Genomic DNA, 14952 nt, shown 5'->3' with positions numbered 1-14952 from the left:
AGCTGATCGAGGGAGCGTCTTCCTTTGTTCGAGGACACCCACCATCACCGAACGACTTCAGCCCGGCGCTCGCGTCGGGCTTTTTTCTGCGCTGTGGTCGGGAGGGGGAGGGAGAGTGGCTCCGCGGGTAGGATTCGAACCTACGACCAGCCGATTAACAGTCGGCTGCTCTACCACTGAGCTACCGCGGAACACTTCCTCTCGGGAAGGCGCGCGCTATAGCAGCGCGAGTCAGGCTCACGCAACGGGAAATATCCGATTGGCCGCAATCCCCATCGACGATCCGCTGGACCCCCGCGTCGCCGCCTTCCTGGATATCCGCGAGCGGGACCTGACGGGCCGGCAGGGCCTGTTCGTGGCCGAGGGGGAGGTGGTGCTGCGGGTGCTCGCCTCGCCGGCCTCCCTGTGCCGGCCGGTCGCCGCCCTGATCGCCGAAAAGCGGCTCGCCGCCCTGGCGGACCTGCTGGCCGCCCTGCCGCCGGACACGCCGGTCCATGCGGCCCCGCAGCCGGTGCTCGACCGCGTGGCGGGCTTTCACCTCCATCGGGGCATACTGGCGCTTGGCGAGAAGCCCGTCGCGCGGCCGCTGGCGGAGGTGCTCGCCGGCCTTGCCGACGACGCCGTCGTGGTGCTGGCCTGCGGCATCGGAAACCACGACAACATGGGCGGCATATTCCGGGCCGCCGCGGCCTTCGGAGCCGCCGCCGTGCTGCTGGACGACCGCTGCTGCGATCCCTTCTACCGCAAGGCCATCCGCGTCTCGGTCGGCGCTGTGCTGCGAACGCCGATGGCGACGGGAATGCCAGCGGACGAGATGGTCGACGGCCTGAAGGCGGCCGGGTTCCGCGTCCTGGCCATGACCCCGGCGTCGGCGGCTCCGCTGCATCTGGCGACCCGGGGCGGGCGGACCGCCATCGTCCTCGGCGCAGAGGGGCCCGGCCTGCCGACTCAACTGATCGAACGCTGCGAAACCGTCGGCATTCCGATGTCCGGCGGCTTCGATTCCCTCAATGTGGCGACTGCAGGGGCCATCGCCCTGCATCATTTCACCCGATAGGCGAGAACCGTTCACCAATCCGCGATTAACCCTTCGTATACCTTGATGAACGCCGCGATCTGTGGCGCTGTGCCTTGGTCCGGGGGGAGTTGGTCATGTTCGACAGCATTCTGTTCTTCGTGAACCGCAACGCGCGTGTCGCGGTCGCCATCGCCATCGTCGCCGCGACGGTGAGCGCGGCCACCGTCATCGGCTGGATGACCGCACCGGTCTGATCTGTCCGAAAATCGCGATGGAGGCCTGACCGAGAATCGAACTCGGGTGCAAGGATTTGCAGTCCTCTGCGTAACCACTCCGCCATCAGGCCCTGGGCCGTCCCCGACACCATCGGGGGCGACCTCGCCATCGCGAGGGGCGTTCGCTACCAGATCGGATTGTCGCCCGCAACGCACAGACCTATAAGCGCGCGAGATTTCCGGCGCGTTACCGCGCCTTGCCTATTCGGGACGATCGACAGATGGATTTCGCCGCCGCGCGCAAGATCATGGTGGACAGTCAGGTCCGGGTGAACGACGTCACTGACCGCGACCTCCAGGCCGCGCTGCTCGCCGTCCCGCGCGAGCGCTTCCTCCCCGCCGATCGCGCCTTCGCGGCCTACGCCGAGATGGAGCCCGAGATCGCCAACGGCCGGCGACTGATGCTGCCCCGCGACCTGTCCAAACTGTTGATGGCGCTGGAACCCCGCGCCGGGGAGACGGCCCTGGCCATCGCCGGGCCCTATGCCGCCGCCGTGCTGGCGCAGATGGGGCTCTCTGCCACCGCGCAGGAAGCCGATGCGGAGGTTCTCGACATCGTGGCTCCGGCCCTGGCCGAGGCGGGCGTCGAAGGCGTCCTCGCGCCGTTCACCCGCCCCGTGGGCGAGGGCTATGACATCATCGTTTCCGAGGCCGCCGCGCCTGTCCGGCCCGACGCCTGGCTGGCCGCGCTCAAGGTCGGCGGCCGTCTCGCCGTGGTCGAGCGCTCCGGCCCCGCCGGCAAGGCCGTCCTGTATGTGAAGGGCGCCTCGGGCCTGTCCCGGCGCGAATTGTTCGATTCGGCGCCGCCCGTGCTCGGCGCCCTTGCGCCGGAGCCGGCCTTCGCCCTGTAGTCGGCCTTTCGGGTCGCGTGAAAAAATCTTAACTGGCGCGGGAGGAAACCGTCCCGCATCAGGCCTATGGGATACAAAGGGCGTGCGCATCCTCGCGTGCGCCAGGCAGGAACAGTCATGCTGAAACGTTCGCGCGCGCTCGCCTCGGTCGCCCTGATCGCCGTCGTCACCGGCCTGAGCGCGCCCGCCTGGGCCGAGACGCTGCAGGAAGCCATCGCCCTGGCCTACAAGACCAACCCGTCGCTGCTGGCCCAGCGCGCCAACCAGCGGGCGCTGGATGAGTCCGTGGTCCAGGCCCGCTCGGGTCTGCGCCCCCAGCTGGACGTCACGATCAGCGGCAATCACACCCAGGCCTACGGTGACGCCGCCGGGTTCGAGGGCGACAGCGCCTCGGCCAGCATCGGCCTGTCGCAGACGTTGTGGAGCGGCGGCCGAATCGGCCACGGCATCACCGCAGCGGAAGCCGAGATCCTGGCCGGGCGCGAGGATCTGCGCGACATCGAGCAGACCGTGCTGGCCTCGGTGATCCAGGCCTATGCGGACGTTCTCCGCGACACCGAAATCCTCCGCATCCGCCAGGCCAATCTCGGCGTGCTCCAGCGCCAGCTCGAGGAGGCCTCGGCCCGCTTCGAGGTCGGCGAAATCACCCGCACCGACGTCGCCCAGTCCGAGGCGCGCCTGGCCCAGTCCGAGGCCGATCTCGCCAACGCCCAGGCCCAACTGTCGGTGTCACGCGCGTCCTACGCCGCAGTGGTCGGCCAGTCGCCGACGGATCTGGCGCCGATGCCGGTGCTGCCGGGCGTGCCGACGGACTTCGACGCCGCCCTGGAAGTGGCGCTGCAGGACAATCCGGGCATCCGTTCCGCCGGCTGGAGCCTGCGAGCGGCCGAGGCCAACGTCGCCGCCGCCAAGGCTGAATACATGCCCTCGGCGCGCCTCACGGCCTCGTACGGCGGTTCCAACGACGACTTCGACCGAATCGGCGACATCGGCGACACCACCCGCCTGACCGCGGGCGCAAGCATCTCGGTGCCGCTCTTCACCGGAGGTCTGAACAGTTCGCGCGTCGCCCAGGCCTTCGAGCGGGCCAACGTCGCCCAGATCAACGTCGAGGGCGAGCGCCGCGACACCCTGCGCTCGGTCAGTTCGGCCTATGCCCAGGCGCTGTCTGCCCGTTCCAGCCTCGAGGCCGGGACCGAGGCCGTCCGCGCCGCCACCGTCGCCGCCGAGGGCGTCCGCCAGGAAGCCCAGGTCGGTCTGCGCACCACCCTGGACGTGCTGAACCAGGAACTGGAGCTGCGCAACGCGGAGATCACCCTGGCCAGCGCCCGCCGCAACGAATACGTCGCCCAGGCCAACCTTCTGGCGGCCATGGGCCGTCTCGAAGGGGCGGACCTCGACCCGACCCTGACCCTCTATGATCCCGCCGACAACTACGACCGCGTGCGCGACCGCGGGGCCCTGCCGTGGGACGGCCTGCTCGAGGCCGTCGACCGCATCGTGGCGCCGCCCATCATGCCCGCCAACGACGCCCCGGACGCGCCGATCGATCAGCAGCTGAAGTCCGAGATCGTCCAGACCGCGCCGCGGAACTGAGCCGGCGGCGGATCGCCCGACGGGCGACCCGCGACCGCTTCGTTAACCTGTGACGCGAAAAACGCCCGTTGATTCCAGCGGGCTGAGATGCGACGACATTGAGGGGGTAGGGGCCGTGGCCCCGCGCCGCCCAACCATTTGCCTTGTGCGTTCGACGCGCGCGCCTCGGGGTTTCGACATGACCGACCAGACCGCCCAGGAACCGACGATGGAGGAGATCCTGGCGTCGATCCGCCGGATCATCTCCGAAGACGACGCACCGGCCGAAACGGCCGCCGCCCCGGCCGAAACCGCTCCCGCCGCCGCCCCGGCCGGGGACGAGCCCGTGCAGGCCGACGAGGACATCGAAGTCTCGCCCGCGATGATGGACGAGACGCCGGCGATGCAGGAGCCGGTCTCCTCGGAGGAGGACGTGCTCGAACTGACCGACACCTATGAGGCCCCTGCGGCCGAGAGCATCGGCGATCTCGACGTCTCGCCCGCCGGGACCGAGGTCGACCCGTTCCCGGTCGAGGCGGTCAGCGAATCGGCCTTCGCGCCCGAGCCGGCGACCGCCGCCGATACGGCTGCCCCGACGGCGCCGACCGGCTACGACACCCTCGTCGGCGACAGCGCCGCGGCCAGCGCCGCGTCCGCCTTTGCCGGATTGGCCTCATCCCTGAAGAAGTCCGAGCCCATGGAACCCTCGACGCCCTCCGGCCCCACGCTGGACGAACTGGCCCGCGCGCTGCTGCGCCCGATGCTGAAGGAATGGCTCGACGCCAACCTGCCGGGCATCGTCGAGACCCAGGTACGCAAGGAAGTCGAACGCATCGCCCGCTCCGCCGGCTAGCTTCACCTGCGACCTGATCAAGGCTAGATCATTCCGGGGCGGCTCCAGTCGGGGCCGCCCTTTCTCTTTCGTGTAAGACCACCCCATGCTCGACAAGACCTTCGATCCCAAAGCCGCCGAACCGCGCCTCTACGCGATGTGGGAAGAGAGCGGCGTCTTCGCCCCCAGAACCGACCGGGACGAGGACACGGCCGCGGAGGCCTATTCGATCGTCATTCCGCCGCCGAACGTGACCGGCTCGCTGCACATCGGCCACGCGCTGAACAACACCCTGCAGGACATCCTCGCCCGCTATCACCGGATGACCGGCAAGGCCGTGCTGTGGCTCCCCGGCACCGACCACGCCGGCATCGCCACCCAGATGGTGGTCGAGCGCCAGCTGGCGGCCGCGGGCAACGTCGGCCGCCGCGACATGGGCCGCGACGCCTTCGTGCAGAAGGTCTGGGAGTGGAAGGCGACCAGCGCCGGCTCGATCCAGCAGCAGCTGCGTCGCCTCGGGGCCTCCTGCGACTGGTCGCGTGAGCGTTTCACCCTCGATCCCGACTTGCAGATCGCGGTCCGCAAGGTCTTCGTCCAGCTGCACAAGGAAGGCCTGATCTACCGCGACAAGCGGCTGGTGAACTGGGATCCGCATTTCCAGACCGCCATCTCGGACCTCGAGGTCGAGCAGCGCGAGGTCGACGGTCACTACTGGCATTTCGCCTATCCGCTGGCCGACGGCGTCACCTATCAACACCCGGTCGCCTTCGACGATGACGGCAAGGCCACCGAATGGGAAACTCGCGACTACATCGTCGTCGCCACGACCCGGCCCGAGACCATGCTGGGCGATACCAGCGTGGCCGTGCACCCTGACGACGAGCGTTACGCGGGTCTGGTCGGCAAGTTGATCGATCATCCGATCACCGGCCGCCGCATTCCGATCGTCGCGGACGCCTACGCAGACCCTGCCAAGGGGTCCGGCGCGGTGAAGATCACCCCGGCCCACGACTTCAACGACTTCGGCGTTGGCAAGCGCACCGGGCTCGAGGCCCTCAACGTGCTCGACGCCTTCGCTCGCATCACCAACGCCGATACGCCCGATGTGCCGGCCGAATACTGCGGCATGGACCGGTTCGCCGCCCGCAAGGCCATCGTCGCCCGGGCGGAGGAGGAAGGCTGGCTCAAGGAGATCGAGAAGACCCGCCACGTCGTCCCGCACGGCGACCGCTCGGGCGTGGTCATCGAGCCCTGGCTGACGGATCAGTGGTACGTGGACGCCCACACCCTGGCCCAGCCGGCCATCAAGGCGGTGGAGCAGGGCGACACGACCTTCGAGCCGAAGAGCTACGAGAAGATCTATTTCGAATGGCTTCGCAACATCGAGCCGTGGTGCATCTCGCGCCAGCTCTGGTGGGGCCATCGCATTCCGGCCTGGTACGGGCCGGACGGGACTATCTTCGTCGAGGAGAGCGAGGACGACGCCCGCGCCGCCGCGCGCCACCACTATGGCGCCGAGACCCCGCTGACCCAGGACGAGGATGTCCTCGACACCTGGTTCTCCTCGGCCCTGTGGCCGTTCTCGACCATGGGCTGGCCGAAGGACACCGAGGACCTGCGCCGCTTCTATCCGACCTCGGACCTCGTCACTGCTGCGGACATCATCTTCTTCTGGGTCGCCCGGATGATGATGATGGGACTTCACTTCATGGATGAGGTTCCGTTCAGGCGCGTGATCATCAACGGCCTGGTCCGCGACGAGAAGGGCCAGAAGATGAGCAAGTCGAAGGGGAACGTCATCGATCCCCTGACCATCATCGACGAGCTCGGCGCCGACCCGCTGCGCTTCACCATGGCCATCCTGTCGGGCACGCGCGACATCAAGTTGTCGCGCCAACGCATTGAAGGGTATCGCAACTTCGGCACAAAACTGTGGAACGCCGCGCGCTTCTCGCAGATGAACGAGGCGCGCCGCGTCGAGGGCTTCGATCCGGCCGCGGTCGACCAGACCATCAACCGCTGGATCAGCGGCGAGCTGACCAAGGCCGAGCGCCAAGTGTCCGCGGCGATCGAGGGCGGCCGCTTCGACGACGCCGCCGCGGCCCTCTACCGCTTCGTCTGGAACGTCTTCTGCGACTGGTATCTGGAGCTGGCCAAGCCGGTGTTCACCGGGGCCGACGAGGCGGCCAAGGCCGAGACCCGCGCCATGACCGCCTGGACGCTCGACCAGACGCTGAAGCTGATGCACCCGGTCATGCCCTTCATCACCGAGGAGCTGTGGGACAAGCTCGCGTCCGAGGGTGCGCCGCGCACAGAGCCGAGCCTGATCGGCGCCGCCTGGCCGGATCTGCCGGAGGCCTTCGTCGACGCCGCCGCCGAGGCCGAGATCGGCTGGCTGGTCGATCTGGTGACCGGGATACGCGGCCTGCGCGCCGAGATGAACGTGCCGCCGTCCGCGAAGCCGCCGCTGGCCTTCATCGCGCCGGACGCCTCGACCGCCGACCGGATCGCGCGCCACCGCGACCTGCTCCTGACGCTTGGCCGTGTGTCGGAGATCGGCGTGGCCGCGACGGCCCCGACCGGCGCGGTGACCTTCGTCTCCGGCGGGGCCACGGCCGCCCTGTCGCTGGCCGGGATCATCGATCTCGCCGCCGAACGCGCCCGGCTGGAGAAGGAGATCGCCGCCTTCGACAGCGATATCGGCCACGTCAACAAGAAGCTCGGCAACCCGAACTTCGTCGCCCGCGCCGCGCCGGAAGTCGTGGACGAGCAACGCGAGAAGCTGGCCGAGGCCGAGGCCGGCAAGGCGAAGCTCCAGGCCGCTCTCGCCCGTCTGGACGCGGTGGGGTGACGAAGAGCCGGCTCGACCAGCTTCTGGTCGCGCGCGGCCTTGCCGAGAGCCGCGCGAAGGCCAAGGCCGCCATCGAGGCGGGCGGGGTCACCGTCGACGGGGCGCCGGCAAGGACAGCGTCTCAGCCCGTCGCCGGCCATGCCGTCGTGACCTACGCCGATGCGCACCGCTGGGTCGGCCGCGGGGCCCTGAAGCTCGATCACGCCCTGTCGCTGTGGCCGGTGGCCGTGGAAGGCCGGATCGTGCTCGACATCGGCGCCTCGACCGGCGGCTTCACCGAGGTCTGCCTCGAGCACGGCGCGGCGCGCGTCTATGCCGTGGACGTCGGCTCGGGCCAGATGCACCCCCGTGTCGCCGCCGATCCGCGCGTGCTCAACCTCGAACACACCGATGCCCGCGACCTGGGCCCCCACCTGATTCCCGAGCCGCCGCAGCTGATCGTCTGCGACGCCAGCTTCATAGGCCTGGCGAAGGTGCTGCCGGCGGCCCTGTCGCTCGCGGCCCCGGACGCCGACCTGGTCACCCTGGTGAAACCCCAGTTCGAGGCCGACCGGCCGGGCGGCGGAAACCGCAAGGGCGTGGTCAGGGATCCGGACGCGCACCGGGCGGCAGTGGCCTCGGTTTGCGAATGGCTGGAAGGCCGTGGCTGGTCCGTGCAGGCGACCACCGAAAGCCCGATCACCGGCGCCGACGGCAACGTCGAATTCCTGCTCTGGGCGCGCCGCCGGGCCTGAGCGCTGTCATGGACCAAACAGCGACCGACCGCGTCGCGAGCGTTGGCGCCCCTCGTCCAAAAGGAAAAACCCCCGATGGATTTCTCCACCGGGGGTCTCCGTCACGCCGCCGATCGACAGGGGGGCTGAAAAATAATCGGCGACGCGATTCGGTCAGTAGCGGTCCGGGCAGGACTGCTCATAACGGGTGACGAGACGGCCATCGCGGGTGCGGGCCCGGGTCTCGATGGTGCGGCAGCCGTAGGAATCCGGGCCATAGCCCGACTGGTAGCGGCTGCTGTAGCTGCGGTCGTACTCATAGGTCTGGCCGTAGCGGTAGCGGTCGTCGTAGCGATCGTCGTACCGGTAGCCGTCGTCGTAGCGGTCGTATGACTGATAGCCGTACCGGTTGTCGTCGTAGCGGTAGTCGGACTGACCGTAGTAGCGGTCGCAGTCGCGGCCCGAGCTGCCGCCCACGCCGGCCCCGATCACGGCCCCGAGCACGCCGCCCAGCACGCTGCCCTCGGTGCGACGGCCCCGCGCGGCGAGCTGCGAGCCGGCCACGGCGCCGATGCCGGCGCCGATCACCGCGCCACCGGCCTGGCGGTCGTTCCGGCAGGAGGTCCGATAGCGGTCGTCACGGTAGCGGTCGTCATACTGGTACCGGTCGTCATAGCCGTAGCGGTCGTCGTAGCGGTACGGCTGCTCATAGGAGCCGTAGCGGTCACCCTGGTAGCTGTAGGCCTGGGCCGAGGCCGTGGCGGGAACCGCCAGCAGGCCGACGGCGGCGGCGGTGGTGATGGCGGTCAGACGGGCGAACATCGGGGTCGATCCTGAACTCTGTTGCAGAGATGGAGCCCGAACGAACGGCGCCCCGGTCTGTTGCATTCATCGTTAAGGCCCCGAAGCTGAACGGCCTTTGAGCGCGCCGTTCATCTTCGTTCAGGTTTGCCCATGTTTCGTCCGGGGCCCGGAACCTCTAGAAGCGCGCGATGACGGAAACGCTGACCATCACGCGCGTAGGCGGGCAGGGCGACGGGATCGCCGAAACGCCCGCCGGCCCGGTGTTCGCGCCCCTGACCCTGCCGGGAGAGATCGTGCGGGCCGAGGTCCGCGACGGCCGGGCCGAGTCCATCGAACTGCTCGCGCCCAGCCCCGACCGTATCGCGCCGGTTTCGCCCCACTATGGCGACTGCGGCGGATGTTCGCTGCAGCACTGGGCCACGGGACCGTATCTGGAGTGGAAGCGCGATCAGGTCCGTCTGGCGCTGGCACGGGAGCGGATCGAGACGGAGATCGAGGCCACGGTGGCCGTGCCGCCGGGGACGCGCCGGCGCCTTGCCCTGCACGCGCGCCGCGGCGACGACGGCCGCGTAGTGCTGGGCTTCAAGGCGCGGAAGAGCTGGCGGCTGGTCGAGGTGCGCGCCTGTCCGGTGGCCGATCCGCGCCTGGTCGCGGCCATCCCGGCCCTGGCGCGGGTGGCCGAGGCCTTCCTCGAACATCCCAAATCGGCCCCGACCCTGCATGTGACCTGGACCCTGACCGGGCTCGACGTCGACGTCACCGGGGTCGAGCGCCGCAGCGGCGGCCTGTCCCGCGACGCCCGGATGCGGGCCATCGAGGCGGCGACTTCGGCCGATCTCGCCCGGCTCAGCCTCGCCGGCGAGACGCTGGTCATGTCCCGCCAGCCGCTGGTCGCCTTCGGTCCCGCCACCGTCCCCCTGCCGCCGGGCGGCTTCCTGCAGGCCGTGCCCGAGGCCGAGGCGGCCATGGTCTCGCGCGCCGTCGAGGCCGTGCGCGGGGCGAAGAAGATCGCCGACCTGTTCTGCGGCGCCGGCACCTTCACCTTCCCGCTGGCCACGGTCGCGCCCGTTCTGGCCGCCGACGCCTCGGCCGCCGGCATCGCCGCCCTCAGGGCCGGCATCGGCTCCGCCCGGGGACTGAAGGCGGTCACGGCCGAGGCCCGCGACCTGTTCCGCCGCCCCCTGGCCCCCTATGATCTGCGCGGTTGCGACGCCGTGGTGCTGGATCCGCCCCGGGCCGGCGCCCGCGACCAGACCGCCCAGCTCGGGGCCACGAAGGTCCACACCGTCGTCGGCGTCTCCTGCAATCCCGTGACCTTCGCCCGCGACGCCCGTGTGTTGATCGACGCCGGCTTCCGGCTCGAACGCGTCACCCCGGTCGACCAGTTCCTGTGGTCCGCCCATGTCGAGCTGGTCGGGGTGTTCCGGCGCTAGACAGTCACCGCCGTCCCCACCTCGACCGGCGGATCTCGATCTCGAGCCCGGCCGCGAACGCCGCATGATCCGGCACGCCCGCGGGCAGGTCGGATTGTTCGGCCAGAGCCGCCGCTTCGGCGACCAGGAGCGCGGCCTCCGGCGCGGCGCCGAGCTGCACCAGCGTCCTGATCCGGATGCGCAGCAGCAGAATCGCGGCGACCGGATAGCGGCCGGCCAGCCGCCCGGCCCAGAGCGGGAATTCTTCCGCAGTCCCCCGCAGCGATCCGGCCCGCGCCAGGATCATCTCCGCCGCCTCCCGATGGGCGGGCCAGTTCATCAGGAAGGCCAGTCCCTTGTCGGCGTCCGGCCAGGCCGCGGCGATCGCGTGGGCGCGGTCGAGCGCGGCCACGTCCTCGAAGTCTGGCAGGGCCCCGATCAGGGTGCGCAGCTGGTCCGCGTCGAGCGAGCGCTCGAACAGGGCCCACCGGGCGGCGGCGGCCTGTTCTGAACGGCCCTCGCTCTCAAGAACCGCGATCTCCGCGGTCAGCCAGGCGTCCGGCGGGGCCGGCGCAGGGCCGACGGTTCGGCCCCGGCGAGACGGCGCCGCCGGCGCGCGGGCGGCCTCCAGCGCGGCGCGCGCCTCTCCCGCGCGGCCCGCCGCGGCCAGACGGCGGGCGATCTCGGCGCCGATCTCCGGACGGGCGCGGTCGGCTTCCGGGATGGTGGCGGCCCAGAGTTCGAAATCCTCCGCGCGGTCCGCCAGCTTTCGCACGACCAGCGCCAGCCGCCCCGTGGGCGTCGGTCGCCCCGCCGTCAGTCCGGACAGCAGGCGGCGGGCGACGGACCTGTCCAGACCGGGCGCCGTCCGGCCCATCCAGCGGCCCCAGTCCGACAGCCGCGTCAGCACGGCCTCGGCCAGGATCGGCCCCGCGACCTCGGCGCCGGCCGCGGCCGCAGCGGCGGCGAGGGCGGGCGTCGCCGCATCGAACATCAGGCCCAGTTCGTCCCTGGGGTCCTTCACCCTCAGGGACAGCGCCGGATAGAGGTCGAACCACGCCACCATCCGGTCCAGCCCCAGCCGTGCGTCGAGTGGAACCAGACGTTCGGCGATCATCAGCCGCAGCGCCTGCAGGTCGCGGATCAGTTCCGGCCGCTTGCGCCACGATACCCGGGTCCGACTCGTGGACAGCGCCCCCAGGCGGCGGTCGATCTCGAAGGCCAGATCGGCCGCGCCGAGTTCGGAGGCCAGCTCCATCTTCAGTCGGCGCTTCCAGATGGCGTCTCCGCCCGCCACCTCGACCAGCATCGCGGCCAGCCGTTCGGCCCCCAGGGCGGCCAGGTTGGCCGCGTTCAGGGTCTTTCGGGCGCTGGTCGGCCGTTTCGCCATGGGCCGGGACCTCCGTTCGTGAGCGGGCGAACATGGGCCTCGCAAGCGGTGCTTCAACGGCCGCGCGGCCCTTCCGCTCCGGTCCAGCCGGTTTCAGGCGAACAGGTCCAACTGCCTCTTCATCTCCGGCGGCACGCGGAAGCGGCTCTCGTCCAGCGCGTGTCTCGGTCCATCCAGTCCATAGCGCTTCACCGCCGCCTTGAAGCGGGCGCCGATCAATTCGGCCACCGGGCCGGTCCCCTTCATGCGCTGGTTCCAGTCCGGGTCGTAGTCGCGGCCGCCGCGGGTCTGGCGGATCAGCGACATCACCCTGGCCGCGCGCTCCGGCCGGGCGTCGGCCAGCCATTCGCGGAACAGGTCCTTGATCTCGAGCGGCAGACGCAGCGTCACATACATGGCCGAGGTCGCGCCGGCCTTCGCCGCCGCCTCCAGCACCGCTTCGAGTTCGTGATCGTTCAGCCCCGGGATCACCGGCGCGAAGCCGACGCCGACCGGACAGCCCGCCTCGGCCAGCCGACTGATGGCCTCCAGCCGCTTCGCCGGCGTCGAGGCGCGCGGCTCCATGGCCCGCGCCAGGCCCCGATCGAGGGTGGTGATGGAGACGAAGGCCGAGGCCAGCCCCTCGCGCCCCATGGCCCCGAGGATGTCGGCGTCGCGCGCGATCAGCACCGACTTGGTGATGATGCTGAACGGATGGCGGAACCGCTGCAGCACCTCAAGGATCGAGCGGGTCGACTTCAGTTCACGCTCGACCGGCTGATAGGGATCGGTGTTGCCGCCTATGTGGATGCGCCTGCAGACATATCGCGGCTTGCAGAGCTCCTGCTCCAGCAGACGCGCGCCTTCGGGCTTGAAGAAGATCCGGCTCTCGAAATCCAGGCCCGGGGATAGGCCCATCCAGGCATGGGACGGACGGGCGTAGCAGTAGATGCAGCCATGTTCGCAGCCCTTGTAGGGGTTGATGGACCGGTCGAAGCCGATATCCGGACTGGTGTTTCTGGCGATGATCGTCCGGGCGTGCTCGGGCGTCAGGGTGGTGCGCAGCGGCGCCGCCTCGACATCGTCGCTCGTCCAGCCGTCGTCGAAGGCTTCCACGGTCTCCGGTTCGAACCGCCCGGTCGCATTCGACCGCGCCCCCCGACCCTTCGCTGCTTCAGCCATGAAGGCAGGGTAGCACCAGAGGGGAACAAAGCAAGAACATAATCGGCGATCGGAGCGGCCCCCTGCGCGGCAGGTCGAGAGCAGCCCTGCTGCGCCAGGGCCTCGCAGGGCATCCAGCTTGGCCCGATTGTCTGGGGGGGACCTGTCCTGCGAAGCCCGGCGGGACGAAGCAGGATGGTGCGGATGAGAGGACTCGAACCTCCACGCCTCGCGGCGCTGGAACCTAAATCCAGTGCGTCTACCAGTTCCGCCACATCCGCAGGTTCTGCCGACAGCCTCTAGGGCAGGCCGTGGAAAAGCGAAAGGCCCGGGATTGCTCCCGGGCCTTTGCTGCGACCGATCCGGGGATCAGTGCTTGTTGTGGTCGTCCGTCGGCGACGACGCGCCGGGCATCGGCGGCACCGGTCCCGGAGGCGCGTCCGGATCCAGTTCCGGCACCTGGAAGATGCCGCGGCCGAGGTGGCTCTTGCGGATGCCGTACAGCAGATAGATCACCAGGCCGATGCCGCCCCAGATCGGCAGCACCATCTTGGCGTCGTGCGGCAGGTTCCAGAACAGGAAGGCGCAGCCCGCCGCCGACAGCGGGGCGATGATCCACACCAGCGGGGTCCGGAACGGACGGCGCCGGTTGGGCTCCTTGACCCGCAGCATCATCACCGCGACCGACACCATGAAGAAGGCGAACAGCGTGCCCGAGTTCGAGATGTCGGCCAGCTGGCCGACCGGGAACAGGGCCCCGGCGATGGCCACCGCGATGCCGGTGAACAGGGTGACGATGTAAGGCGTCTTCCACTTCGGGTGGACCTTGGCCAGGCCTTCCGGCAGCAGGCCGTCGCGCGCCATCACGAAGAAGATCCGGGTCTGGCCATAGATCATCATCAGGATGACCGAGGGCAGGGCCAGCATGGCGGCGGTGCCGAGGGCGTTGCCGACGGCCGGGAAGTTGATCTCGCGCAGAACGTGGGCGAGAGCCTCGTTCGAGCAGACCAGCTGGCCGGCGTTCTCGGGCAGGGCGCAGGCGGCGATGAAGGCCGCCGAACCCGGCTGCACCGCTTCCCCGGCGGCGCCGAGCACGGGCTGGGCGCCGAGGGCGCCGACCGCGCCGACCGCGACGAGCAGGTAGAAGATGGTGCAGATCGCCAGCGATCCGATCAGGCCGATCGGCACGTTGCGTTGCGGATTCTTGGTCTCTTCCGCCGCGGTCGAAACGGCGTCGAAGCCGACGTAGGCGAAGAAGATCGACGCGGCCGCGCCGATGATGCCCATGCCCGACGACTCGCCGAACAAGCCATTGGGCGCGAACGGCTGGAAGTTGGCGGCCTTGATGACCGGCAGGGTCAGGACGATGAAGGCGGTCAGGGCGGCGACCTTGATGGCCACCAGGATGGCGTTGACGCGGGCGCTTTCCGTGGTGCCGATCATCAGCAGCAGGGTCACGGCCAGGGCCACGACGATGGCCGGGATGTTGACGATGCCGACCGAGAAGTCAGGCGTGGGGATGAAACCGTTCATGGTCCAGGCCGGTCCCGCCTGCAGCAGGTCTGGCCAGTCGAACCCCATCGCATTCTCGATCAGGCCCAGCACATAGCCCGACCAGCCGACCGACACGGCCGAGGCCGCCACGGCGTATTCGAGGATCAGCGCCCAGCCGACCATCCAGGCCAGCAGTTCGCCCATCACGGCATAGGTGTAGGTGTAGGCCGAGCCCGAGACCGGAGCCATCGAGGCCAGTTCCGAGTAGCAGAGCGCAGCCACGGCGCAGACGGCGCCCGCGATCACGAACGACCACATCATGCCCGGGCCGGCCTTCTGGGCGGCGGCGGCGGTCAGGACGAAGATCCCCGTGCCGATGATCGCGCCGACGCCGAGCAGCGTCAGCTGAACCGGGCCCAGCGAGCGATGTAGCGATTTCCTCTCGGCCGTGGCCAGGATCGCGTCGAGCGACTTAACGCGCCACATAAATTCCCCTCCGACTTCATGCCGCCCTCTGCGGCTTGGCGCGGACGCTAGCGGCGCATTACCGCGCTGGCAACGAGGTTTCCGAAGGGTGAAGGCGGCGCGACGCTTTCG

General features: G+C 69.7%; 11 protein-coding genes and 3 tRNA genes. 7 read left to right on the top strand and 7 right to left on the bottom strand.

Annotated elements, in window-relative coordinates; all coding sequences use genetic code 11:
• Positions 1-116 precede the first annotated feature (116 nt).
• Positions 117-191: transfer RNA gene (locus VEA62_RS04910), tRNA-Asn, on the bottom strand.
• A 68-nt stretch (positions 192-259) separates the two neighbouring features.
• Here VEA62_RS04910 and VEA62_RS04905 point away from each other — a divergent pair.
• A complete protein-coding gene (locus tag VEA62_RS04905) occupies positions 260-1057 on the top strand; it encodes an RNA methyltransferase (protein ID WP_324819172.1) in 798 nt (265 codons plus the stop codon).
• 233 nt (positions 1058-1290) lie between these two features.
• On the opposite strand, the gene VEA62_RS04900 is transcribed toward VEA62_RS04905, so the two are convergent.
• Positions 1291-1364 (bottom strand) — tRNA-Cys (locus VEA62_RS04900).
• Between the two features lie 150 nt (positions 1365-1514).
• Here VEA62_RS04900 and VEA62_RS04895 point away from each other — a divergent pair.
• The 5 genes from VEA62_RS04895 (at position 1515) to VEA62_RS04875 (ending at position 8136) form a co-directional block, all read left to right on the top strand.
• The gene (locus VEA62_RS04895; RefSeq protein ID WP_324819169.1) at positions 1515-2144 is read left to right on the top strand and encodes a protein-L-isoaspartate O-methyltransferase; all 630 of its coding nucleotides are present in this window, start codon (positions 1515-1517) and stop codon (positions 2142-2144) included.
• A gap of 117 nt (positions 2145-2261) precedes the next feature.
• The gene (locus VEA62_RS04890; RefSeq protein ID WP_324819166.1) at positions 2262-3740 is read left to right on the top strand and encodes a TolC family outer membrane protein; all 1479 of its coding nucleotides are present in this window, start codon (positions 2262-2264) and stop codon (positions 3738-3740) included.
• 178 nt (positions 3741-3918) lie between these two features.
• Complete coding sequence (locus VEA62_RS04885) at positions 3919-4572, top strand: DUF2497 domain-containing protein (protein WP_324819163.1); 654 nt, start codon at positions 3919-3921, stop codon at positions 4570-4572.
• An 85-nt stretch (positions 4573-4657) separates the two neighbouring features.
• Positions 4658-7402 (top strand): valine--tRNA ligase, encoded by a 2745-nt coding sequence (locus tag VEA62_RS04880; RefSeq protein ID WP_324819160.1) that lies wholly within the window; start codon positions 4658-4660, stop codon positions 7400-7402.
• Positions 7399-8136, top strand: coding sequence for a TlyA family RNA methyltransferase (locus VEA62_RS04875; RefSeq protein ID WP_324819157.1), 738 nt, complete (start codon positions 7399-7401; stop codon positions 8134-8136). Before VEA62_RS04880 ends, VEA62_RS04875 begins: the two co-directional genes overlap by 4 nt.
• Positions 8137-8289: 153 nt before the next feature.
• On the opposite strand, the gene VEA62_RS04870 is transcribed toward VEA62_RS04875, so the two are convergent.
• Entirely contained in the window at positions 8290-8937 is a 648-nt protein-coding gene (locus VEA62_RS04870) for a hypothetical protein (protein ID WP_324819155.1), read from the bottom strand.
• Positions 8938-9107: 170 nt separating this feature from the next.
• On the opposite strand from VEA62_RS04870, the gene VEA62_RS04865 reads away from it, so the two are divergent.
• Positions 9108-10352, top strand: a complete 1245-nt coding sequence (locus VEA62_RS04865; protein WP_324819153.1) for a class I SAM-dependent RNA methyltransferase — start codon at positions 9108-9110, stop codon at positions 10350-10352.
• A gap of 4 nt (positions 10353-10356) precedes the next feature.
• Here the strand turns inward: VEA62_RS04865 and VEA62_RS04860 are convergent, their stop codons facing one another.
• From VEA62_RS04860 to VEA62_RS04845, 4 genes are all read right to left on the bottom strand, one after another.
• Entirely contained in the window at positions 10357-11721 is a 1365-nt protein-coding gene (locus VEA62_RS04860; RefSeq protein WP_324819149.1) for a DUF6880 family protein, read from the bottom strand.
• A gap of 93 nt (positions 11722-11814) precedes the next feature.
• A complete protein-coding gene (locus tag VEA62_RS04855) occupies positions 11815-12882 on the bottom strand; it encodes a PA0069 family radical SAM protein (RefSeq protein ID WP_324819146.1) in 1068 nt (355 codons plus the stop codon).
• A gap of 175 nt (positions 12883-13057) precedes the next feature.
• Positions 13058-13142 (bottom strand) — tRNA-Leu (locus VEA62_RS04850).
• 88 nt (positions 13143-13230) lie between these two features.
• Positions 13231-14841, bottom strand: coding sequence for an amino acid permease (locus VEA62_RS04845; protein ID WP_324819143.1), 1611 nt, complete (start codon positions 14839-14841; stop codon positions 13231-13233).
• Positions 14842-14952: the final 111 nt, after the last annotated feature.

Origin of the sequence: Brevundimonas sp. (assembly GCF_035627475.1) — a bacterium.
Classification (GTDB): Bacteria; Pseudomonadota; Alphaproteobacteria; order Caulobacterales; family Caulobacteraceae; genus Brevundimonas.
Note: the sequence above shows the minus strand (reverse complement) of the source record. Positions and strands in the feature narration are given on the sequence as shown.

Coding starts and splice junctions, on each gene's coding strand:
- VEA62_RS04845 (WP_324819143.1), bottom strand. CDS start 14,841: ATGTGGCGCGTTAAGTCGCTCGACGCGATCCTGGCCACGGCCGAGAGG.
- VEA62_RS04865 (WP_324819153.1), top strand. CDS start 9,108: ATGACGGAAACGCTGACCATCACGCGCGTAGGCGGGCAGGGCGACGGG.
- VEA62_RS04860 (WP_324819149.1), bottom strand. CDS start 11,721: ATGGCGAAACGGCCGACCAGCGCCCGAAAGACCCTGAACGCGGCCAAC.
- VEA62_RS04895 (WP_324819169.1), top strand. CDS start 1,515: ATGGATTTCGCCGCCGCGCGCAAGATCATGGTGGACAGTCAGGTCCGG.
- VEA62_RS04890 (WP_324819166.1), top strand. CDS start 2,262: ATGCTGAAACGTTCGCGCGCGCTCGCCTCGGTCGCCCTGATCGCCGTC.
- VEA62_RS04885 (WP_324819163.1), top strand. CDS start 3,919: ATGACCGACCAGACCGCCCAGGAACCGACGATGGAGGAGATCCTGGCG.
- VEA62_RS04870 (WP_324819155.1), bottom strand. CDS start 8,937: ATGTTCGCCCGTCTGACCGCCATCACCACCGCCGCCGCCGTCGGCCTG.
- VEA62_RS04880 (WP_324819160.1), top strand. CDS start 4,658: ATGCTCGACAAGACCTTCGATCCCAAAGCCGCCGAACCGCGCCTCTAC.
- VEA62_RS04855 (WP_324819146.1), bottom strand. CDS start 12,882: ATGGCTGAAGCAGCGAAGGGTCGGGGGGCGCGGTCGAATGCGACCGGG.